The organism is Paenibacillus sp. TC-CSREp1, from assembly GCF_050171015.1.
Taxonomy (GTDB): Bacteria; Bacillota; Bacilli; order Paenibacillales; family Paenibacillaceae; genus Paenibacillus; species Paenibacillus silvae.
The window spans coordinates 56,359-77,204 of the sequence record NZ_JBNOKM010000013.1 but is presented as its reverse complement, the minus strand read 5'-3'; the positions used below and the strand labels follow the sequence as shown (position 1 = coordinate 77,204).

Below are 20,846 nucleotides of genomic sequence, written 5' to 3'. Positions count from 1 at the left end.
GTTAACATTGACGGCAGTGTTCTCCTATCAATAAGACAATTAACGAGTTCTTGAAACAACAATTATTGGTTATCCAATCGTTTTAATGACGTTGCCTTCCTGATCCTTAATCTGTGTTGGCACAATTTCGATCTGAAGCTTGTCCAGTGAAGGAAGCTCAAAGGAACTGGCCTGAGGACGAAGCTGACCTGCGAGCTCATCAACGGCCTGCTGATTTACAGTCAGCCTCACTTCCCGTTCGGTTTCAACGACAGATGGCTGGTCCCCGGCTTCAAAGACGATATTGACTTCAGGCCCGATCAGGGACAAGGTCGCTTTTTTGGCGATTCGACTCCGGAGAATGCTGCTCAGAAGTGTGGCCTGCTGGGCGCCCAACACAAGTTTGGCAGGCACATTTTTCTGTAACAGTTTTTTGCGTGCGGGCTCCCAGCTTAGTTGTTGTATGAATAAAAAGGCTGTGCTTGAACCGTCCACTTCAATGCCTCGTTCGGTCGCCTGGATCACGGAAGGAATATCTGCGTAGGAGTTTCTCATCAAATCCGTGACATACTTGGGCATATAGCTTTCACAGGCAGCCAGAAAACCACGGGTATTCCAGCTCTGGATCATCTCCAGTTCCCGACAGGTTATGCCGACCATTTGAATGAATTGCACTGCGCCGTTAGGTGTCATCCGTTCAGGCAAATCCGGGTCTGCTACGAAGGCAAGTGCAGTCAGCAGTGTATCGGAGTTCAGACAGATGGGACCATTTGCATCAAGATAATCACCAGGCTGGAACAGATTACCGCTGTTAAACACATATCGTCCCATGTTCTGCAGCAGATTTAGCGCCCATGCCGGGGGCTCCGTTTCATCCTCTGTGCGTGTCAGACGAAACGTCAGCTCGAATCCATATCCGCTGCGAGACGTATCCTCAGCTTCTTTGTCATAGAGTTCCGAGAAGCCATACGTAACAAAATGCCAGTGCGGCATCGGTGTATCGACCGCGTAGGCGCTAATGCCATCCAAGGGATCAGGCCCGCCAAGCATATAGGGGATTGCTGTGCCGTAATGTTTAGGCTCTTGTTCTCCATATAGTTGCTGCATCGCCTGGTCAATGGCATCCCAGCCGGATGTATTTTCTTCATGAGACATAATCATTTCATTCCTTCCTGGTTGTTCTTTGGCCTGAAGATCATTTAAAATTAAGTGTAAACGTTACAATATTGGCTGCAAGGAGCTTTAGGCTGAATTATATGAGATAGGACCTGAGGGGCACATCTCCTAAGAAAGGCAGGAATGTTACATGAGTATGAAAGATACTTGTTCATCTGCATTTAGACAGGAGCATTGGGACTCCTTCGCTCAGCTGTTTGACGAATGGTATACCCGGGTGCCGAACGAATGGAAAGAAAACGCACGAATAAAAGGAATTCCGAATGATATAAGCAAGGTGCTCTTATGTGAAATGGGGGACTATGCGTTCAAGTGGATGGATAAGAAGGTTCCGGCTCTAGGGGACCAAAGTCCTGCAAGTTATCTGGAAACGGTAGAAGGAGCTAACGCGCTTAGGGCAGCGATTATGCAAATGCCACGTTAATATTGCTTGTTAGATGAGATTGAATGCGGTCTGAAGCGGCTCGTTTTGATGAATTTGATTTTACAAAATAAATGTGTTACGCTTACATCACAAGAGCAAAACAACAGAATATGTTATAACATCTTTTGATGGATTGTAACTGTGAAGACAGGCAAAACCTAAACTGATGGTGAAATGTAGGCCCTTTTTTTCTGGTGCCATTTTACCCTGAGTTTAGGTTTTTCTTGTTTTCTGCTCTGTTTTGAGCCTGCTCTTGAACGATGAAAGACCAAAAAATATTTCGAAAAGAGGTTGTTATGATGACCACGGCAAAAAAAGGATTCCCTGAAAACTTCCTGTGGGGCGGTGCTACAGCTGCAAACCAACTGGAGGGCGCATTCGATAAGGACGGTAAAGGTCTATCCACAGCGGACATGATCGCTCATGTGCCAAAAGAAAAGCGTACGGGTGGACATGCCATGGAAATTTCCTCTTCCCGAATCGAAGAGATTCTCTCTGGCAAAATTGAAGAACGTTTCCCGAAACGCTTTGGTATTGATTTCTACCACCGTTTCAGAGAAGATATCGCACTGTTTGCTGAAATGGGCTTCAAAGTATTCCGTTTGTCCATTCACTGGGCACGTATTTTCCCGAACGGTTATGACCAGGAACCAAATGAAGCAGGCTTGAAGTTCTATGATGAAGTATTTGATGAGCTGCATAAATACGGTATTGAACCGCTTGTTACACTGTCTCACTATGAGACTCCGCTTGGCTTGACGCAAAAATATAACGGCTGGGCAAGCCGTGAAGTGATCGGACACTATGTTCGTTACGCAGAAACCGTATTTAAACGTTATAAAGATAAAGTGAAATACTGGCTGACATTCAATGAGATTAATGTGATGGTGTTCAGTCCATACACTGGCGGCGGCATTCTGATTGATAAAGTAGGCAATAAGCTGCAAACAACGTATCAAGCACTGCATCATCAATTTGTAGCAAGTGCTATGGTGACAAAGCTTGCACATGAGATTATCCCTGGCTCCCAGGTGGGCTGTATGCTTGCACGTATGGAAACCTATCCGGCGACTTGTAATCCGGTTGATGTTCAACTGGCTCAGCATGAGAATCAGCTTAACCTCTTCTTCACGGACATGCACGCTCGTGGTAAATACCCGAACTACATGGCGCGTTATTTTGACGAGAACAACATTGTCATTCAAAAAGAAGCAGGCGATGATGAGATTCTGCTGAACAACACCGTAGACTTCATCTCTTTCAGTTATTACATGTCCGTGACCAAATCGGCTTCTGCGGATGCTGCTGAAACTACAGGTAATCTGACGGGTGGTGTGAAAAACCCTTATCTGGAAGCTTCCGACTGGGGTTGGGAGATTGACCCGATCGGTCTGCGCGTAACGTTGAACAACTTCTGGGATCGTTATCAGAAGCCGCTCTTTATCGTTGAGAACGGTCTGGGTGCGTATGACAAAGTGGAAGAGGACGGTTCCATTCATGACTCTTACCGTGTCAACTATCTCAAGAAACACATTGAACAGATGAAAGAAGCGATCAAGGACGGGGTTGAGCTCATCGGATTTACCGCATGGGGCCCGATTGACCTTGTGAGCATGTCTACATCCGAAATGTCCAAGCGTTATGGCTTCATCTATGTGGATCTGGACGATGAAGGCAACGGAACGCTGGCACGCTCCAAAAAGGATTCATTTGAATGGTACAAAAATGTTATTGCCAGCAATGGTGAACAACTGTAATTCTTTCTCTCTTAGAGATACCAGATGGAGTGCATGAACTAGAGATATACATCAGAAATAAATAAACATCAGAAATAAAGTGATGACATTCTTAGGATTGTTATCGCACAGGAGCGGGCAAAACTTGACTTAAAAGTGTGATATGAGCTTTCGCTTCATACAACCCTTTTGGTTGGCGCTTGTCCGCTTTTTACTTTGCAATCAACCATCATATGAGCTGGAGGGGTTCTTTTTGAAAAAGTGGAACAGAGGCGTTAAACATGTTTCCTGCATGCTGGCACTAACCTTGAGTTTGAGTGTGATCTGGCCTGGGACAACAGGTGCAGAGAGTGCACAAGTGACACAAATTCAGGCAAATACGTTTGTAGGTGATCCGGGAGAGATGGTCGAATCCTTCGACATTACGGTTGCAGACGTGGAAAAATACAAAAATCTGAAGGCGTCGGACTTTGATATTACAGGGAATTATGATGGATATCCGCTGAATGCTGCGGGAGAAATTGTGCAGGACAATTATGAAGATGATGGCATCACGCTGTCCATGAAGGATGATACAATCCACATGGCCGTGAAACCTTTCAAATATCCTGGAGGTCTGAAATCCGAGTTTGCTGTAACCAGCAAAACATATCCAGAGCTTTCCTTTGATAAAAAAAGTGTAAACCAGGTGAAAACACGTACCGTCGATGAGTTTGAAAAGGCACAATTTACAGCCAGCAACGGTGTAACGCTATCCTATAATCTGAAGCGCAGTCCTTCCAAAGAAGCTAAGCCGCTGATGGTATGGCTTCACGGCGGAGGCGAAGTTGGAACGGACGGACGCAATCATCTAACTGCTAATCGCGGTGCAGTAGTCTGGACGGAATCGGGGTATGATACTTCTGTGCTTGCGGTGCAATATCCCGAGAATTACAGCTTCAAAATTTACAACAATGCAGAGCAGCTGCCAATCATGCAGGCCTACTTCGAAGCTCAGCATGAATTGATTCAAAAGCTTGTTGCTGAAGGTGAAGTAGACCCGGACCGAATCTATCTGTCTGGTGTATCCAGTGGCGGCGGTGGAGCATTCCGCTTTCTGATGCAGTATCCTGACCTGTTTGCAGGAGCAATCATCGTTGCAGCTAAAGATACCGTTGCGGATTATACGGGCTCCGTTGATGCGTTCAAGAAAGAATTGAAAGGCATTGTAAATGTACCTGTATGGATTATGCATGCCCAAAATGATCCAACAACAGATAGTCGCACAAGCTCACTTGCGTATCAGGCTTTGACCGAGATGGGAGCGAAGCAGGTACACTTAACGTTATATGATGATGCATACATGGATAGCCAGAGGTTTTACGGAGGTTTGAAACACTGGTCCTGGGTACCTGCGTTCAACAACAAAGAGGTTATCGCTAGTTTGTTCAAACTTCATAAAGGAACGAATGAAGAGCAGGGCACAGGTTCATCCGAGCATGGTGTGCAACCGTCTGAAGCTGTAACCCGCGCACAGATCGCTGTGATCCTGGCTGATGTTTTACAGCTTTCGGAAGGAACTGAGGATTATCCTTATGTGGACAGCGCTCCCGACTGGGCTGCTGAAGCTGTTGCGAAGGTGACCAAGGCAGGACTAATGAAAGGCATCGGCAACCAACAGTTTGCTCCAGAAAGCGAAGTAACACGTGCGCAGATGGCAGTCATTGTAGACCATATCTTGGCTAATAAGAATTGGAAGCCTGCTGCAGATTCGGTGAAACTGGTGTTTGGCGATGTCAACAGCAAACACTGGGCATATGAAGCGATTCAGAATAGCGCCCGTGCAGGTGTTATGACGGGAGTGAGCAAAGGCAAGTTTGATACGATGCAAACCGTAACGGGGGCACAGCTTGAGCGGATCATGGAGCGTTTAGAGCAAGTGGGGACCAAGTAAAATTAAGTACGGTTAGAAAATAAATTCTATATAAGTTGAACTATTTATTTACACTTGAACGGAGAGGACAGAAAAAAACTGAAAAAGCGGAGCTAAAAGCTTTCTGTAAGAAAGCTACATCGGAAGCATAAGCTTCGCCTTTATCACCGGATTTTTCCCTTGGAAAAGGGGATCGAAAAAATCTGGGGATAGCAGCTACTCTCCAGGTTATTCTGTCATCGGAGTGGATTGTGTAAAATCCTTAGTTCAATTTATATAGATAATCAAAGTTGAGAGGATGAATTCAAATGACAACACCATTTCCGAAGGATTTCCTTTGGGGCGGCGCAGTAGCGGCCAACCAGCTTGAAGGAGCCTATAATGTTGATGGCAAAGGTTTGTCTGTGCAGGACGTTATGCCGCATGGCATTACGACACCAAGAACAGAAGGCCCTACCGAAGATAACTTGAAATTGATCGGTATTGATTTTTATAACCGCTACAAAGAGGACGTTAAACTGTTTGCCGAGATGGGCTTCAAGGTGTTCCGAACCTCGATTGCCTGGTCTCGCATTTTCCCCAAAGGTGACGAGCTGGAGCCAAACGAGAAGGGCCTGCAGTTTTATGATGATCTGTTTGACGAGTGTCACAAGTACGGTATTGAGCCGCTCGTAACGATCTCTCACTATGAGACACCGCTGCATCTGTCCAAAACCTATGATGGCTGGGTTAATCGCAAAATGATCGAGTTTTATGAACGTTACGTTACAGTGCTGTTTAATCGTTTCAAAGGCAAAGTGAAGTATTGGCTCACATTCAACGAGATCAACTCTATTTTGGAAGAGCCTTTCATGAGCGGGGGCATCTATACGCCAAAAGAAAAACTGTCCAAGCAGGATCTGTATCAAGCGATCCATCATGAATTAGTAGCAAGTGCGCTTGCCGTTAAACTGGGCCATGAAATTATGCCGGAAGCGAAAATCGGATGTATGGTGCTGAGCATGCCAACGTATCCGCTCACACCTAACCCGGATGATGTGGTTGCCGCTATGCATGCGGAGCAAAGAAATGATATTTTTGCCGATATTCACGCACGTGGTTATTATCCGAAATACATTAATCGTTATTTCAAAGCCAACAATATCAATATCAAGTTTGAAGACGGAGACGAAGACATTCTTAAACATACTGTTGATTTCATCTCCTTCAGTTATTATGTAAGCATCTGTGAGACAGGTGATCCGGAGAAACGCAAAGAAGGGAAAGGAAACCTGTTTGCAGGTGTGCCGAACCCGTATTTGAAAGCGAGTGAGTGGGGCTGGCAGATCGATCCGCAGGGATTGCGTGTGACCCTCAATAAATACTGGGACCGTTATCAGAAACCGTTGTTTATTGTCGAAAATGGCTTGGGTGCCGTTGATGAACTCATTACGGATGAGAACGGAAATAAAACAGTGAATGATGACTATCGCATTCAATATTTGAATGACCATCTGGTGCAAGTTGGGGAAGCACTTGAGGATGGTGTAGAAGTGATGGGGTATACGTCCTGGGGATGTATTGACCTGGTAAGTGCATCAACGGCAGAGATGAAGAAACGGTATGGATTCATCTATGTTGACCGCAACAATGACGGTTCGGGTTCACTTGAGCGTTACAAGAAAAAGTCCTTCCACTGGTATAAGGAAGTTATTAGTACCAATGGGGCAATTCTTAATAAATAATGAAGTAATGGGCAACATTCCAAACCACCTTGTATGAGAGCCTTTTGTTTTGTGTAGATACACATTAACCGCTTTCAGAAAAACGTTGTCATTTGCAAGCTTGTATGGTAAGATAGACCTAAGGCTATTGAATACTGGATTGTTACTGTTCAATCAGGCAAAACCAGAGGCAGGTACACATTGTAACCTGTCTGGGTTTTGCCTTTTACTACTTTGGCGGTGCAAGGTGATGTGGAGAAAATGAAAATTGAGAAGGTACTCAACAACAATGTGGTTACTGTAATTGACCCGGAAGGTAATGAACTGGTCGTTATGGGGCGCGGAATTGCCTTCAAAAAGCATACTGGTGAATTGATCGACGAAAGTCTAGTCGAAAAAATATTTTCGCTCGAAAGCAAGGAAGTATCCCAGAAATTGAAGACACTTCTGTCCGATATTCCGGTTGAATATGTGGAGTGCTCGGATGAAATTATCCGTTACGCCGAGACGGTACTTGGTGAGAAGCTTCATGAAAGCATCTACATTTCACTGACCGATCATATTCATTTCGCCATTGATCGGCATCGTCAAGGATTACAGATTCGCAATGCGCTGTTTTGGGAGATCAAGCGGATGTACCGCAAGGAATATGCGATTGGTCTCAAGGCGTTGCAGATTATTGAAGAAACATTAGGTGTTCTTCTTCCCGAGGACGAATGCGCCTTCATCGCTATGCATCTGGTTAATGCCCAGATGAATGGTGAGATGAGGGAAACGATCAGTATTATGAATATCGTGAAGGATATTCTGAATATTGTTCGGCGCAGCTTTGTCATCGAACTTGATGAAGATTCACTGAGCTATTACCGATTTCTGACCCATCTGAAGTTTTTTGCTCAGCGTGTACTGCAAGGTACGGCGATTGAGGACAAGGAAGAGGACAACCCGCTTCATGATCTGGTGAGCAAGCAATATCCGGAAGCACATGCATGTGCCGTCAAGATTAACGATTATACGCGCAAAATATATCATCGGGTCTTGTCCAAGGAAGAAGTGCTGTATCTCACCATTCACATTGAACGTGTTGTTCGAAATGAACAGCCAATTGAATAGAAACGGGATTGTTACTGCAAAAAAGGCAAAACCTAAACGTTGATTAATGATAAGCTTTTAAAGCTTGCATCATTATTCGGTGTTTAGGTTTTTTTTTAACCTTTCAATACACATAAAAGGAGCAAAACACAATGGATAAACAACAATTGTCCAAAGATATTTTGAAGCTTGTTGGTGGCGAAGAGAACATTGATCAAGTGACCCACTGTATGACAAGACTCAGATTTAACCTGAATGATAACAAAAAGGCGGACAAAGCGACGCTGAAAAATACACCGGGCGTTATGGGAGTTATGGAGAATGGCGGTCAGTTTCAGGTGATTATCGGAAACGATGTGCCTGTAGTTTACAATGCACTGGTAGGCAATATGTCCAAATCTCCGAATGCTGATGCATCGTCAGGTGCCACAAGCGGTGAGAAGAAAAAAAGAAATCCGATAAGTGCTTTGTTTGACTTTATCTCAGGTATTTTTACTCCAATCCTGCCAGCAATCACGGGTGCAGGTATGATCAAAGGGATTGTAGCCATTCTGGTCGCGCTGGGATGGTTATCCGATAAAAGCTCGACATACACTATTTTATCTGCCATTGGTGATGGTGCATTCTACTTCCTGCCAATCATTCTGGCAATCAGTGCAGCGCGTAAGCTGGGCAGCAATATGTTTATCGCCGCCGCACTCGCAGCCGGTATTATGCATCCAACAATTACGGCGCTGCTCGCTCAAGGAGACACTACGTTTATCGGCATTAAAGTGATTGCGGCGACCTACTCATCAACCGTAATTCCAATTATTCTTGCCGTGTGGATTGCGTCTTATGTGGAAAAAGCCGTTGATCGTATTACACACGCTTCGCTGAAGCTGTTAGTTGTACCAACAGTTACACTGCTGATTATGGTTCCTGTTACACTGATGACTGTAGGCCCATTGGGTACGGTACTTGGTAACGGATTGTCGGGCGGAATCTCATGGTTGTTTGACAACATGTCTATCTTTGCAAGTATTCTGATTGGCGGTACAATGTCCCTGCTGATTATTACAGGCATGCACTATGCGCTGCTGCCAATCGTTGTTGGTTCAATGACAACACTGGGTTATGACTTCATCATTCCGCTGATGTTTGCAGCTAACCTTGCACAAGGGGGCGCAGCATTTGGTGTAGGTTTGAGATCGAAAAATAGCAAAACGAAGTCCCTGGCCTATTCTACAGGACTTACAGCGGTTATGGGGATCACAGAGCCTGCCATGTACGGGATTAACATGAAGTTCAAAAAACCGTTTATTGCAGCCCTGATCGGGGGCGCTGTTGCGGGTGCGTTTATGGGTATCTTCAATGTAAAATCGTACGTTATCACTGGTCTTGCAGGTCTGCCAAGCATTGCCGCGTTTATCAGCCCGGCGATCAGCACACTGCTGTATGCACTGGCGGGTGGCGCAATTGCAATCGTGGCTGCAGCTGTACTGACATACATTCTTGGCTTCCAGGAAGAAGAGGCTTCTGCCCCGGTAGCTGAGACTGCAGCACCTGTAGCAGAACCAGTAAAAGAAGCTGCTCCAATTGTAACAGAAGCAACAAAAGCACAGGATGAGCAAGTATTCAGCCCGATCACGGGTAAAGTTCGTCCGCTTAGCGAAGTCCCTGACCCTGCGTTCTCGGAAGAAATTATGGGTAAAGGTTTTGCAATTCAACCGACGGAAGGCCGTGTTGTTTCTCCAATCAACGGAACGGTATTCTCATTATCGAAGAGTGGACATGCTATCGGTCTGGTTAGTGATACCGGTGCCGAGATGCTGATTCATATCGGGATTGATACGGTGAAGCTGAAAGGTCAGTTCTTTTCACCAAAAGTTCAGGCAGGAGCCAAGGTTTCTGTAGGGGATGTACTGATGGAGTTTGACCGCGAAGAGATCGAAAAAGCAGGTTACACAACGATTACTCCAGTCATTATCACGAATATGCATCAGTATGCATCCATCGAATCTGCTGGTCGTACAGCGGTGAAGGAACAAGAACTGCTGTTCACTGCCAAAGCATAAAGCCATATAAGTTGAACTAAAGATTTTACACAATCCACTTCGATGACAGAATAACCTTCCAATCGCTGTTATCCCCAGATTTTTTTGGATTCCCTTTTCCAAAGGGAAAAATCCGGTGATAAAGGCGAAGCTTATGCTTCCGATGTAGCTTTCTTACAGAAAGCTTTTAGCTCCGCTTTTTCAGGTTTTTTCTGTCCTCTCCGTTAACGTGTAAAAGAATAATTCAACTTATATAGAAAGTATATTTAAAACAACAAAGCAGCTGTTTTCTCAGATGATGTCTGGGAAGCAGCTGCTTTTTTGTATTTGTACAAATTAGGTTTAAAGACAGATTATAAATGGAGAAATCTATATGTTGTTATGTATATAGTGAAATTTGCAGCTAAAAATGATGGTCTCTTATCTCACTACAATTTTACCTTGACCTGCCAGCATACGCATCTCTCTGGACCACCGATCCTGTGTTTCCTTTTCGACTTCAAGCTGCACGCCATAGTGCCATAATGTGTTTTTTTCCATCCCCCACCGGAGAGTACCTTCAACATACAACAAATCCTCAGACAGCTTGAGATTGATTGCGATGCGTATGTCGTTATTTTCTACAGGCAGAGACAGCGGAAAAGCAATTTGGCAGCCGGACCGGCTGATGTCGCACAATTCGGCCTGAATGGGCTTGGGTGGACCGTCCATACCGTTAATGCTCAAAATATAAATTTCGAAGGACATCGGTTCCTTCAGAGTATAGCGAAAAGGTTCTTTCCTGTTGTTAATCGGCATAGATTCCTCCATCAAATTCAAAAAAATTCAGTTATCATTATATCGACAGTTTTGAACGTGAAGTGAAGAGGACAGCGACATAGATGGTTCAAGAGTTGCATTTAACGGGTGTTGTCGGATTGTTATAATGGAATGAAGAGAGGGTGGATGAGCATGGAAGGAAATTTTCACATGGATACCGATACAGCTACGCTGTGTTGTTATGACCTGGCAGCATTGGAGCATCGTCTGGAGGATACAGCGGACTGGTGGTCCATCCCTGAGGATGAACTGCAGGAGGTTAATGCAGGCAACTGTCTGTTTCTGAATCTGGGGGATGACGGATTATACGAAGTGCAGTGGCGTGTGCAGGAAGCGCCGCTCAAGTCGGAGCAAGGAATGTGCTTTTATTTTCAGGCTCCCTCGGGCAACGTTTATTTGGGCTCGGCAGATGATGTAAGCGGCGGGGAGCTGGAACCGGATGAGCTGTCCCAAGGGATCTTTTTGCAATTAAAGCCCGGGAATTATGCCTGTACTGTGTTCAAAAAGGAGACGCTGATCTCGGTTACACTTTCGCCAAGTGTTCAGGGGCAGAACAGGTTAGATGATCTGATTCGCATATAACAGATGAGTTGGCTTACATAATTGGATTACTGCAGGAAGGAGGATGTATATGCGGGACTGGTTAGGTACAGCGATGGTAGATGCACCTGTTTTGCATGAGCGGATGCGGGTATTGGCTGCATTGGATATCATTCTGTCTGAGGAGGCTTGGCTTCGCGTACATCGCTATCACTTTAATATATTCCAACCGGATATGGCTTGGGGAAGTGTGGATAACGGCGCAGGAGATCATCTGCATGTGTTGTTTGCGAAAACAGGCACGTTAATCAAAGGATTTGATCACGAATCCCCCCTAAGCCTTCATAATCGTGAAGATGGTGAGATTTATCCGGGAATGTACGACGAGGTGCCGGAGAACTTCATGAAGGTTTTAAGGAAGCACGACGATGTACTGAATCGGGAGCACGTTACGTTTTGTTTATGGCAGGAGGAGCGCGCTCCGGGGTGGAAGGCAGGCAGCTGGATGGAGCTTGCCATGGCTGAAGAAGACGAAGTGTATGCCAGCGGCGGGTTTGAATTTCTGCTGGGTTATATCGAGGCAACACCTGAGGGGTATATCGATTGGGCTGAAGGGTACTACGATATTCAGGAGATGTCTTTGACTGCTGTAACTGAAATATTTAATAATACACCAGTCACTGCCGACTTGATTCGAAGACTGAATCCGAAGCGTGACGTGTTAGCTGCGTTGAATGAATTGCAGCAATGCGGATGCGCGGTGGAGCGAAGGGGAACAGATTGAAACAGAGAAACGTGAGAAGAGAAGAGAAGAGAAGAGAAGAGTGGGATGAAATGAGATGAGTTGTCCCCAGGACGTTTGAGAGGAAGTGTGTATCTATGGGGTGGGAGTATGGAATCCGAACGCAGGAGCCTGCCAGGTTACCTGAAATCATGCAAAGCCTGGCAGCTTCACTTACGTACAGCAGCATGTATAGTCTCGAACTCCACACCGATGGTTTTGTTCTTCTACGTGGCGATGAATCCTGGCCGAACGCTTTGGAAGTATGGCTGGAGGAAGCGAGCGGTCTGGACGAAGTGGCAGACGGTGAACGTTATTTCTATTGCTTGTTTCATATTTGGGGTGAGGAAGGACGTGCCTGGATGCAGCAGATGCAGGAGGTGACGAGTCGGTACCCTGGTATATTCGAATGGTTTGAATTGTGATGCCGTGTATGAATAACACAGGAAGGGAAGGTTTTTTTTGTGGCGAGAACATCCAAAAGCCAAATCCCGGTACTTCTGTACCGATATGAAGGCCCGGCGAGGAATATCGGTTTTACCTTTTCCCCCTTATATTTGAATGAAGATACGTCCAAGGTTCGGCAGGAAGATATGCTGTTTATTTATGACGAGGATTTTGAGCATATACGGCCAGCGATCAGTCGTGTTTTTCCGTTAACAGACCCGTGGAGCGGAGAGATTCATGCTTCTTTTGATCCCTGCTGGAACAATCCGATTATGAATGAAACGTGGGATACGATTGTTGCGGACTTGAAGCAGGTGAACAGCCCTGATCCGGATATGCAGGCATTTTTGGATAAACTCATCGTCTGGATTCGAAAGGTTCTTGATCATGCTGACGGCATTGAAGTGACTGGCAATCTGTAAAGTGAACATAATCAAAGTGGCCTGGGAGCTCCCTCAACTTGTTGCGGGGCTTTTTTTAATGCAAAAAAAGAAAACGGTCTGGGGTTCTCATCCGTCTTATACCACAGAGAGAGGGGGAGTACAGGATGGATACCGAATTGGGCGGGAAGCAGATCATCTGCATTCAGATGGAAGATGAGTCAGCATTTGTACAGTCCATTACAGAACATCAGGATACGTTAATTTCCATTGCCTACAGCTATCTGCGGAATCGGCAGGATGCGCTGGAAGCGATTCAAGAGATGACATACAGGGCCTGGAGGAAACGACATACGCTCAAAAACGAGAAGGCCTTTAAATCATGGATCATTCGTATTTTGATCTATACCTGTATTGATGAACAGCGCCGCCGCAAGCGTGCCGTACCACAGCCGGAGGAGAATATAGAGAGTAACATTCCTGCTTCGTGGATGGTCAGCATGGAAGATAACCGAATTGCCATGCAGTCTGTATTGCGGCAAATCAAACCGAAGTACCGGCATGTATTGCTGCTGAGATACTACAACGATATGACAATCTCGGATATTGCTCTGATTCTGGATAAACCGGAAGGCACGATCAAGACATGGCAGCACAAGGGACTTGAACAACTGCGCAAACTGATGAAGAACAGGAGGGATTGGCATGACCATTAGTCCTGAGGAAAAGGCGCTGCTGGCAGATGCATATGAGGTTAAGAAAGAACAAAAACAATGGAATTCCGCGGATACGACTGCTGCCATTCAACGCGGGTTGGCCAAAGGCAGAACGAGCAAGCGAAACCTTGGCCGGTCAAGCAAATGGATTGTGTTCTTGTCCGCTGCTTCTGTAATATTAGGATTTATGTTGTTTGGAGCGTTTGGAGACAATGGACAGCAGCGGTTGACATCACCCGAGCCTGTTGTTCATTGGGGCAAGCTGGAGCCTTTTCGCGAATTGCTTCCCAGAGATCCAGAGAGAGTTACCCTGACATCAGCCCTTAACCATAACTATGTGCAGCTTGTAGATCAGACAGTGAAGACGGGGAAATACGAGTTCACCCTGGATGCCGTAATGGCGGATGAGAACCGCATCATCATCCTGTATTCTGCCAGAACAGACATGCCAAATAAAATGTATTCCATCGTTAATGACAAATTGACGGATGCTTCCACAGGAAATTTAATTGATAATGGCAATATAAACGGCATCCATTTCTCAGATGAAAATAATGTTCTCTATGGTCGGACAACATTTGAACGCAGCCGGAGCAAGCCGCTCCCGGATCAATTGAATTTTCAATTTCAACTCTCCTCTGTAGTGCCCGATAAGCCAGGAGATAGGAAAAGTGAGGAGCAAGAGAGTCAGGGGGAGAGACAGCAGGAGCGAAAGTATGCTTTTTCCAAAAAAATGAATGTTTCGTTTGCTCTGGACCCGAAATTTTCAACACCCCAAACAGAAATCATTGATGTAAATCGCACGTTTAAGTTCGGGAAGCATGAAGTGTCGATAGCGGACGTGGAGATATCCCCGCTTGTTACACGAGTGAGGTTTGAATATAAACCCAAAAAACAGCTTGACTATGAGACAGAGCTTTTCCTTGAGGATATCATTCGACCTTTCGAGATCACAAGCATATCGAATAAGGGAGTGAAGACAACATTATCCCCGGTGGGGAGCGGCGGAACAGGGGATGGGATGACGTATTCGTTCAATAGTGATTTTTTGAATGACCCCAAGTCTATGATATTGAAAGTACAGGGGAAGCCCGGTAAGGTTTACGGGAATCAGCAGGATGCCGCGAAAGATGAATTTGAGATCAAAATTAAATAAATACAACAAAGATGGGATACGTTCACGCGTGTAGTGTGACAGCTCTCATCTTTTTATTTTTCACTATATCTGACCTGCTGTTGCAAAAAAGATAAGATTATTGTCTTTTTGCAATAATTGTATTGTCACAATGCAGGTTACAAGCTATAATCGAGTTGTTTGAAGGAACAAATTACAAAGGATGGTGATATTTTGAAGAAATTTTCTTTGCTTTTGCTCGCTGTTACATTATTGCTGTTGACCGTGTCCACGGCTCCTGCTACTTATGGTGCGGCCAGCTATCCGAACACAGGCACGAACGGTCTGACGGGTTTTGCAGGTAATGCCAAGAATGAGAATGGTGTATCCAAGGCGGCTACAACAGGCGGTCGTAATGGTCAAGTGGTGTATGTCAGTAATCTGAATGATCTGAGAACTCATATGGCGGGCTCCGCGGCCAAGATTGTTGTGGTTGAACAAAATATTTCTTCCTCCAGCTTGCAAAAAGTTGAATTTGGTTCCAACAAAACATTGGTAGGTTCCTTTAACAATCACACCTTAACAAACATTCACTTCAGATCCACATCAGGATCAAGCAACGTTATTTTTCAAAATCTGACCTTTAATCATTCAGCTAATATCAATGCGAACGATGATATCCAGATGTACATCACTTCCGGATCAAACTATTGGATTGACCATGTGACCTTCTCCGGCCACAGCTACAGTTCCGGCGGCAGCGATCTGGACAAGCTCTTGTATATCGGTGACCGGGCAGATTATATTACGATCAGCAATTCCAAATTTGCCAATCATAAATACGGTATTATTCTGGGACACCCGAATGATGGCAACAGCAGCTACAACGGCGTACCTCATGTGACGATGTCCAACAACTATTTCGAAAACCTGTATGTACGTGGCCCTGGGCTTATGCGTTACGGATACTTCCATATCAAAAACAATTATGCAAACAACTTCAACCAAGCAATCACGATCGGGGAGAAGGCCCGGATTTACTCGGAAAATAACTATTTTGGTGCAGGGGCCGAAAAAGGCGGCATTCTGGATGACAAGGGCAAGGGAGAGTTCACAGATACAGGCAGTACACCTGCTTTGAACAGCCCGACTTCGCCAAAAACGAATTGGAGACCAAGCTCCAATTACAGCTATCAGGTGGAGAGCGCAGCGTATGCACGTGAATTTGTTACGAAATATGCCGGATCATCCAATACGACATTGGTATTTGGTAAATAACAGAGGCAGGACGATGTGTCTCTGATTCGAAGAAAAGCAGAGTCTGTGTCATGCGAACTTACGCATGAACAGGCTCTTTTTTTGGATGTTATATAGTATACGAGCATAATATTATTTAAAATATTATATTCATTTGTATCATTTCCGGCCGATATATATTTAAGTAGTCTGCTTGCATGTTTATGAAATCGGCAGCCTGCATTTGTTTGAACTTACATAAAAGGCGGGGTACGTATGAATCGTATTGACGAAATTATCTGGAAAAGAAACAAAATGATTACGATGATGTTATGGATTGTAGTGGTATTTGGAATAGCGCTTGCTTTTACGGACCCCAAGTTGTTTGCTTCCAATGCAATTGTGATTATGTATGGGATCTGGCTGACTTATGCCAATGCCAAGAAAAAGCATATCCATCTGATTCCGTGGATAAACGTTACCTTAATCACCGCATGCGGCATTTTTGCCGGCTGGGGAACCGTGGATTCACTCATAGCACTCGTTATATCAGCTCTACTGCTGGTGTATCCGGATAAGCGCATATTTCTTAGCGGCTTCTCGGTTATGCTTGCAAACAGCATTTTGCAGCTGTTGATTGTACCTACAGCTACCCGGGAGCAGTTTATTGAGAACATCACGAATGTGGCACTTTTTGCCGTGGCGGGCGTTATTTTAGTCGTAGTGTCTGCATTGAATCAGAAGTTGTTTCAAGAGAGTGAGCAGAGATGGAGTGAGGTAGAGAATTCGCGGAAGCGTGTTGAAGACATGCTGGAACGTGTAAAAAAATCGGTGACCGGACTTTCGGGATATACTGAGCAGCTCAAGCAAAAAGTGGATGCTACCGGTTCCATTACCAATGAGGTGACGCTTGGGTTCAGCGAGGTCGCCAAGGGAGTGGAGTTTCAGGCCACAAGCATTGCGGATATTTCGGAGTCTCTTTCTTTGTCTGATCGTCATATTCAAGATGTGGCCTCCTATTCCCGGCAGATGAAAGAGCTCTCGGCAAGCATGGCCTCAAGTACACAAATGGGCAGTAAACAGATGGAAGAGCTGAATGTGCAGATGCGAGACTTGTATACAGCTATTCATACAACCGCTGATGATATGCAGAAGTTCAATGAACAGAGTGAATCCATGACGATGATGCTGAACAGCATCTCTGATATTGCAACGCAAACCAACCTGCTTGCACTGAACGCGGCAATCGAAGCCGCGCGTGCAGGTGAGCATGGACGGGGATTCGCGGTTGTGTCGGAGGAAGTACGCAAACTGGCTGAAAGCTCAGGTCAATCTGCGAATGAGATCACAACAATTCTGACAGGGCTGAGAACACAAACACAGGCACTGACAAGCAGGTTTGAAGGCATTCGCCAGTCCCTGCAGCAAGGAAGAGAAAGTGTGCAGACCGCGGGTGAAGTGTTCCAATCCATTAATCATGGTTCACAGGATGTGCTGGGTCAGGCCACCGAGATCGAGACAAGCTCGGCAACGATGAAGACGTCCTCAACCCGGATAGTAAATGAGGTTTCCGAAATTTCGAGTGTGACGCAGCAGTCGAGTGCGGCCACGGAGGAGATTTTGGCGAGCATGGAGGAGCAGCGTAATTTGACACAGAATATGGTGGAGAGCTTTGGAGGGCTGGAGAGGCTGATCGTGGATTTAAGTGCATTGGTATCAGATCATCAGAGAGCCAGCGCAGCCGCGGTAAAAGAAGCCAAGCTTCCAAAAAAACCGGCAGCAGCCAAGATCAGTCTGGAATCCAGGTCAGCCTGAGTTCAAGTCAGGTTGCAGAGCTTGTAAAGGAGTCCGCGAGTGCACAAAGATGCTGCACTATGCGGGCTTTTTTTGGCGTTCAAAGGTCCCTTGTAGCGCTCTGTCTTTTTCGATAGAGTGAGAGTAGTGAGATACAAGATGAAGAAACGAGGGGAAGGGCCCATGAATTGGACTGAGATCAGTAAATCCAAACATATTGAATATGTCAGCGAGGTCATCGCTTCATCTGCATTAGACCTGAATGAACGGGATGAGCGTGGACGCACACCGCTTATGCTTTTTCTGACCAATCGCATGCCGCTGGAGGGGATTCGCTGTCTGCTTCAGGCTGAACCCGATCTGGAATTGCAAGACAAGCTGGGGGATACCGCTTTGAAAAAAGCAGTCAAGTTCAAGCAGCCTGAAGCAATACGTCTGTTGCTTGAATATGGCGCCAGACTGGATTCCCCTCACGGCATTTTGGCGACAGCCTGGAATCTGGCAAGAAAACACAACCCGAATCTTGCTGAGCTGCTGCTGGATACACCGGGAGCCGTTCGTTTGAAGCTGACGGCTGAGGAGCAGCAGATCGTAGATGATATTATATATGAGGAGTCCTCAGTCAAGGCGTGTGAACGAGTCCAAACGCTGGATTCGGCAGTGCTGATCCATGCCGTGGTGAGCGAATTTAATTGGGATGACAGCCCTGAGCCGATGGTTGAGGCGGCCAAGCATCCGAAATGTGCGGATATAACCCGGCTGGATATGATTGAACTGATGGAGGCGGATTACTGGCTGGAAATGGACTTGGCAGAAATGAACAGCAGAGTGCACGGTCCAACATATCGACATCTTGCGGAATTTTTAACCGGGAGAAAGGGTGGATTGGATAATGACACATGAATCGTTTAACGAGCAGGTCCGAATCGTCGAGCAGCTGCAGCAGAAGTTAAGGGCAGACCATATTGAGCACTTTTATATCACTAAGCCTTCACAATGGCAGAGCGAGCAGTTGGTGCTGGCAGGCAGCTTTGACTTTACATATTATCATAATGTAGAAATTACATTTACGGGGGTGGAGTTTATTCTATGCCCGGGAACGATATTCAGCGTGGACCAGATTCGGCTTGCAACCGAAGAGGAGATTGTTCAGTTACATCCTGTGATGTATGGCTATGAACGAAACGGTATCGTGTTTTGCCTGGAAAATGAATTTGAGCATCAGCGCTTCTATATCGTTGCAAAGCAGATGACCTATCACTTTGGTATGGTTTATTATTATGATCGTGCGGATCTGCAAGCAGGTGAGCGGATTGCTGATTTTGTGAAACACAGAGGAAGGATTCAGTAATAGGCCGCTATGGAGGGAAAAAGAGTGATAGATACACAGGTCACCTTCTATGACCGCGATTCAATCCAGGATATGACCTGGCCTGATACTGCAGATGCAAAATACGCCCAGGCTTATCTTGAACCGATGATGATGCATGGAACCATTGAATATATGACGAATGTTAATACGACGCTGCTTCTTGCCCGTATGAATGAGCTTGTGCTGCCGGTGACTGTTAATGAAGAAGAGTATGATAACGCATATGTCTGTTCACCTTATACTCATTACGTCACGTATGCCAAGCAGGAACTGATCATGCTCCAGAAGCCGATGCTGGAAAAAGGACTTTCCATGCTGCTGGGTATCCTCGGCCGGGGCATGAAAAAAGCGAAAATCAACAAGGTTGTACATGTGAACAACTGGCTGCTATCGACCAATCTGTATCCCGCCATGACTGGCGAACAGGCCGTTTGTATTCTTGAAGCCGTCAAGCAGCGATATCCCCGGCATACGGTGATCTTTCGTTCGCTGAGTGCCCGGCTGCATTCGGACATTATAAGAGAGCTTCAGGGCGCAGGCTGCCGTTCCATACCTAGCAGGCAAATTTATCTGTATGAGGCGAGTGACCCCAACTTTGGCAATGCCAAGTCGCGGTGGCTGCTCAAGCGAGATAAAGCGCTGCTGGACAAGCATGGTTATGAGCTGATACCCGGCGCTGAAATGACAGATGCAGACATTCCACGGATTGTGGAGCTGTACCGCATGTTATATCTGGACAAGTATTCCTACGACAATCCTCAGTTCAGCGAACGTTTCATTGCTGCAGCAAAAGCGAGCGGATCGTTAAGGATCTACGGCTTGCGCAAGCAGGGGCGAATCGATGCCGTTATGGGTTATTTTTGCCGGAACGGCATGATGACCACGCCATTGTTCGGATATGATACAGATATTCCACAATCCGTTGGCTTGTACCGCATGCTGTCGGCCTGTCTCATTGAACAAGCTCGTGACAACGGTGTTCTGCTGCATGAAAGTGCGGGTGCAGCCCAGTTCAAGCGCAATCGCGGCGCGGAAGCGGATTTCGAATATTCCGCCGTGTATGACCGCCATCTACCGCTGCACAGACGGTGGTGCTGGGCACTGCTGGATCATCTGCTGAATCGTATAGGTGTGCCGTTGATGCGGCGCATGAAGCTGTAAGCAAGCTGTGTTGCTCCAGTCATGTGAGTACGCTCATATGTATATCTTATTCCAGATGCTCGGCAAGCTGTACCTCGAACCCGTCCGGGTCTGCTATGTAAATAAAACGCAGGCGGGAGTTGGGCTGCACAGGTCCGCGCAGCAGAGGGATATGCATTTTCGCCAGGCGCTCCATTGCGATATCAAGGTCCGCGACTTCATATCCTATAGATATGCCGGCTTCAGGTTGAAGCACCTGCTCACTTCCTTCAATTAGCTCTAGCAGGGTTTCGCCGGTTAGACCCAGGCCAAGCATGGCGATCTGCCGCCCGCGGCTTTCGAATCGGCGCTGCACGAGCATGCCGAGCAGATGGTGATAGAAATGAATCGATGCGTCCAGATTACGTACGCGCAGTGTAACCCAGTTGAGTTTGGTCAACATAATGGAT

At 46.1% G+C, this 20,846-nt stretch carries 20 protein-coding genes; 17 read left to right on the top strand and 3 right to left on the bottom strand.

Annotation, left to right across the window (positions count from 1 at the left end):
• Positions 1-69: 69 nt before the first annotated feature.
• A complete protein-coding gene (locus tag ACQSGY_RS20215; protein WP_427180449.1) occupies positions 70-1,134 on the bottom strand; it encodes a suppressor of fused domain protein in 1,065 nt (354 codons plus the stop codon).
• Positions 1,135-1,285: 151 nt separating this feature from the next.
• Here ACQSGY_RS20215 and ACQSGY_RS20210 point away from each other — a divergent pair, with 151 nt between their 5' ends.
• The 6 genes from ACQSGY_RS20210 to ACQSGY_RS20185 all read left to right on the top strand — a co-directional run bounded on the left by ACQSGY_RS20210 (position 1,286) and on the right by ACQSGY_RS20185 (position 10,079).
• Positions 1,286-1,579: an antitoxin Xre/MbcA/ParS toxin-binding domain-containing protein gene (locus ACQSGY_RS20210; protein ID WP_427180236.1), complete on the top strand. Its 294-nt coding sequence runs from the start codon at positions 1,286-1,288 to the stop codon at positions 1,577-1,579.
• A gap of 299 nt (positions 1,580-1,878) precedes the next feature.
• Positions 1,879-3,336 (top strand): glycoside hydrolase family 1 protein, encoded by a 1,458-nt coding sequence (locus tag ACQSGY_RS20205; RefSeq protein ID WP_427180448.1) that lies wholly within the window; start codon positions 1,879-1,881, stop codon positions 3,334-3,336.
• Positions 3,337-3,568: 232 nt separating this feature from the next.
• Complete coding sequence (locus ACQSGY_RS20200) at positions 3,569-5,248, top strand: S-layer homology domain-containing protein (protein WP_427180234.1); 1,680 nt, start codon at positions 3,569-3,571, stop codon at positions 5,246-5,248.
• A gap of 287 nt (positions 5,249-5,535) precedes the next feature.
• On the top strand, positions 5,536-6,951 hold the full coding sequence (locus ACQSGY_RS20195; RefSeq protein ID WP_427180232.1) for a glycoside hydrolase family 1 protein: 1,416 nt from the start codon (positions 5,536-5,538) through the stop codon (positions 6,949-6,951).
• 240 nt (positions 6,952-7,191) lie between these two features.
• Positions 7,192-8,043, top strand: a complete 852-nt coding sequence (licT, locus tag ACQSGY_RS20190) for a BglG family transcription antiterminator LicT (RefSeq protein ID WP_427180230.1) — start codon at positions 7,192-7,194, stop codon at positions 8,041-8,043.
• Positions 8,044-8,174: 131 nt separating this feature from the next.
• A complete protein-coding gene (locus ACQSGY_RS20185; protein WP_427180228.1) occupies positions 8,175-10,079 on the top strand; it encodes a beta-glucoside-specific PTS transporter subunit IIABC in 1,905 nt (634 codons plus the stop codon).
• Positions 10,080-10,478: 399 nt separating this feature from the next.
• Here ACQSGY_RS20185 and ACQSGY_RS20180 read toward each other — a convergent pair whose 3' ends face one another.
• Entirely contained in the window at positions 10,479-10,856 is a 378-nt protein-coding gene (locus ACQSGY_RS20180; RefSeq protein WP_216516888.1) for a PilZ domain-containing protein, read from the bottom strand.
• A gap of 153 nt (positions 10,857-11,009) precedes the next feature.
• Here ACQSGY_RS20180 and ACQSGY_RS20175 point away from each other — a divergent pair, with 153 nt between their 5' ends.
• From ACQSGY_RS20175 to ACQSGY_RS20125, 11 genes are all read left to right on the top strand, one after another.
• Positions 11,010-11,459, top strand: a complete 450-nt coding sequence (locus tag ACQSGY_RS20175; RefSeq protein ID WP_427180226.1) for a DUF6386 family protein — start codon at positions 11,010-11,012, stop codon at positions 11,457-11,459.
• A 49-nt stretch (positions 11,460-11,508) separates the two neighbouring features.
• Positions 11,509-12,201 carry a hypothetical protein gene (locus ACQSGY_RS20170; protein WP_427180224.1) on the top strand — a complete coding sequence of 231 codons (693 nt, stop codon included), beginning with the start codon at positions 11,509-11,511 and terminating at the stop codon, positions 12,199-12,201.
• A 95-nt stretch (positions 12,202-12,296) separates the two neighbouring features.
• On the top strand, positions 12,297-12,623 hold the full coding sequence (locus ACQSGY_RS20165) for a hypothetical protein (protein ID WP_427180222.1): 327 nt from the start codon (positions 12,297-12,299) through the stop codon (positions 12,621-12,623).
• Positions 12,624-12,662: 39 nt separating this feature from the next.
• Entirely contained in the window at positions 12,663-13,067 is a 405-nt protein-coding gene (locus tag ACQSGY_RS20160) for a hypothetical protein (RefSeq protein ID WP_427180221.1), read from the top strand.
• 125 nt (positions 13,068-13,192) lie between these two features.
• Positions 13,193-13,741 (top strand): sigma-70 family RNA polymerase sigma factor, encoded by a 549-nt coding sequence (locus tag ACQSGY_RS20155; RefSeq protein ID WP_427180219.1) that lies wholly within the window; start codon positions 13,193-13,195, stop codon positions 13,739-13,741.
• On the top strand, positions 13,731-14,897 hold the full coding sequence (locus ACQSGY_RS20150; protein ID WP_427180218.1) for a DUF4179 domain-containing protein: 1,167 nt from the start codon (positions 13,731-13,733) through the stop codon (positions 14,895-14,897). The genes ACQSGY_RS20155 and ACQSGY_RS20150 overlap by 11 nt, the downstream gene beginning before the upstream one ends.
• Before the next feature lie 192 nt (positions 14,898-15,089).
• A complete protein-coding gene (locus tag ACQSGY_RS20145; RefSeq protein WP_426333180.1) occupies positions 15,090-16,133 on the top strand; it encodes a pectate lyase family protein in 1,044 nt (347 codons plus the stop codon).
• 234 nt (positions 16,134-16,367) lie between these two features.
• Positions 16,368-17,906: a methyl-accepting chemotaxis protein gene (locus ACQSGY_RS20140; protein WP_427180216.1), complete on the top strand. Its 1,539-nt coding sequence runs from the start codon at positions 16,368-16,370 to the stop codon at positions 17,904-17,906.
• 162 nt (positions 17,907-18,068) lie between these two features.
• Positions 18,069-18,788 carry a DUF4274 domain-containing protein gene (locus tag ACQSGY_RS20135; RefSeq protein WP_427180214.1) on the top strand — a complete coding sequence of 240 codons (720 nt, stop codon included), beginning with the start codon at positions 18,069-18,071 and terminating at the stop codon, positions 18,786-18,788.
• The gene (locus ACQSGY_RS20130; RefSeq protein WP_427180212.1) at positions 18,778-19,236 is read left to right on the top strand and encodes a hypothetical protein; all 459 of its coding nucleotides are present in this window, start codon (positions 18,778-18,780) and stop codon (positions 19,234-19,236) included. Before ACQSGY_RS20135 ends, ACQSGY_RS20130 begins: the two co-directional genes overlap by 11 nt.
• Positions 19,237-19,260: 24 nt before the next feature.
• On the top strand, positions 19,261-20,418 hold the full coding sequence (locus ACQSGY_RS20125) for a GNAT family N-acetyltransferase (RefSeq protein WP_367398457.1): 1,158 nt from the start codon (positions 19,261-19,263) through the stop codon (positions 20,416-20,418).
• Positions 20,419-20,464: 46 nt separating this feature from the next.
• On the opposite strand, the gene ACQSGY_RS20120 is transcribed toward ACQSGY_RS20125, so the two are convergent.
• Positions 20,465-20,839, bottom strand: a complete 375-nt coding sequence (locus ACQSGY_RS20120; protein ID WP_427180210.1) for a VOC family protein — start codon at positions 20,837-20,839, stop codon at positions 20,465-20,467.
• Between the last annotated feature and the right edge of the window lie 7 nt (positions 20,840-20,846).

Bases quoted from the DNA above. Each gene is read 5' to 3' on its own strand.
- licT (WP_427180230.1), top strand. From the start codon at position 7,192: ATGAAAATTGAGAAGGTACTCAACAACAATGTGGTTACTGTAATTGAC.
- ACQSGY_RS20210 (WP_427180236.1), top strand. From the start codon at position 1,286: ATGAGTATGAAAGATACTTGTTCATCTGCATTTAGACAGGAGCATTGG.
- ACQSGY_RS20215 (WP_427180449.1), bottom strand. From the start codon at position 1,134: ATGTCTCATGAAGAAAATACATCCGGCTGGGATGCCATTGACCAGGCG.
- ACQSGY_RS20150 (WP_427180218.1), top strand. From the start codon at position 13,731: ATGACCATTAGTCCTGAGGAAAAGGCGCTGCTGGCAGATGCATATGAG.
- ACQSGY_RS20135 (WP_427180214.1), top strand. From the start codon at position 18,069: ATGAATTGGACTGAGATCAGTAAATCCAAACATATTGAATATGTCAGC.
- ACQSGY_RS20155 (WP_427180219.1), top strand. From the start codon at position 13,193: ATGGATACCGAATTGGGCGGGAAGCAGATCATCTGCATTCAGATGGAA.
- ACQSGY_RS20140 (WP_427180216.1), top strand. From the start codon at position 16,368: ATGAATCGTATTGACGAAATTATCTGGAAAAGAAACAAAATGATTACG.
- ACQSGY_RS20195 (WP_427180232.1), top strand. From the start codon at position 5,536: ATGACAACACCATTTCCGAAGGATTTCCTTTGGGGCGGCGCAGTAGCG.
- ACQSGY_RS20175 (WP_427180226.1), top strand. From the start codon at position 11,010: ATGGAAGGAAATTTTCACATGGATACCGATACAGCTACGCTGTGTTGT.
- ACQSGY_RS20205 (WP_427180448.1), top strand. From the start codon at position 1,879: ATGACCACGGCAAAAAAAGGATTCCCTGAAAACTTCCTGTGGGGCGGT.
- ACQSGY_RS20180 (WP_216516888.1), bottom strand. From the start codon at position 10,856: ATGCCGATTAACAACAGGAAAGAACCTTTTCGCTATACTCTGAAGGAA.
- ACQSGY_RS20120 (WP_427180210.1), bottom strand. From the start codon at position 20,839: ATGTTGACCAAACTCAACTGGGTTACACTGCGCGTACGTAATCTGGAC.
- ACQSGY_RS20170 (WP_427180224.1), top strand. From the start codon at position 11,509: ATGCGGGACTGGTTAGGTACAGCGATGGTAGATGCACCTGTTTTGCAT.
- ACQSGY_RS20130 (WP_427180212.1), top strand. From the start codon at position 18,778: ATGACACATGAATCGTTTAACGAGCAGGTCCGAATCGTCGAGCAGCTG.
- ACQSGY_RS20185 (WP_427180228.1), top strand. From the start codon at position 8,175: ATGGATAAACAACAATTGTCCAAAGATATTTTGAAGCTTGTTGGTGGC.
- ACQSGY_RS20165 (WP_427180222.1), top strand. From the start codon at position 12,297: ATGGGGTGGGAGTATGGAATCCGAACGCAGGAGCCTGCCAGGTTACCT.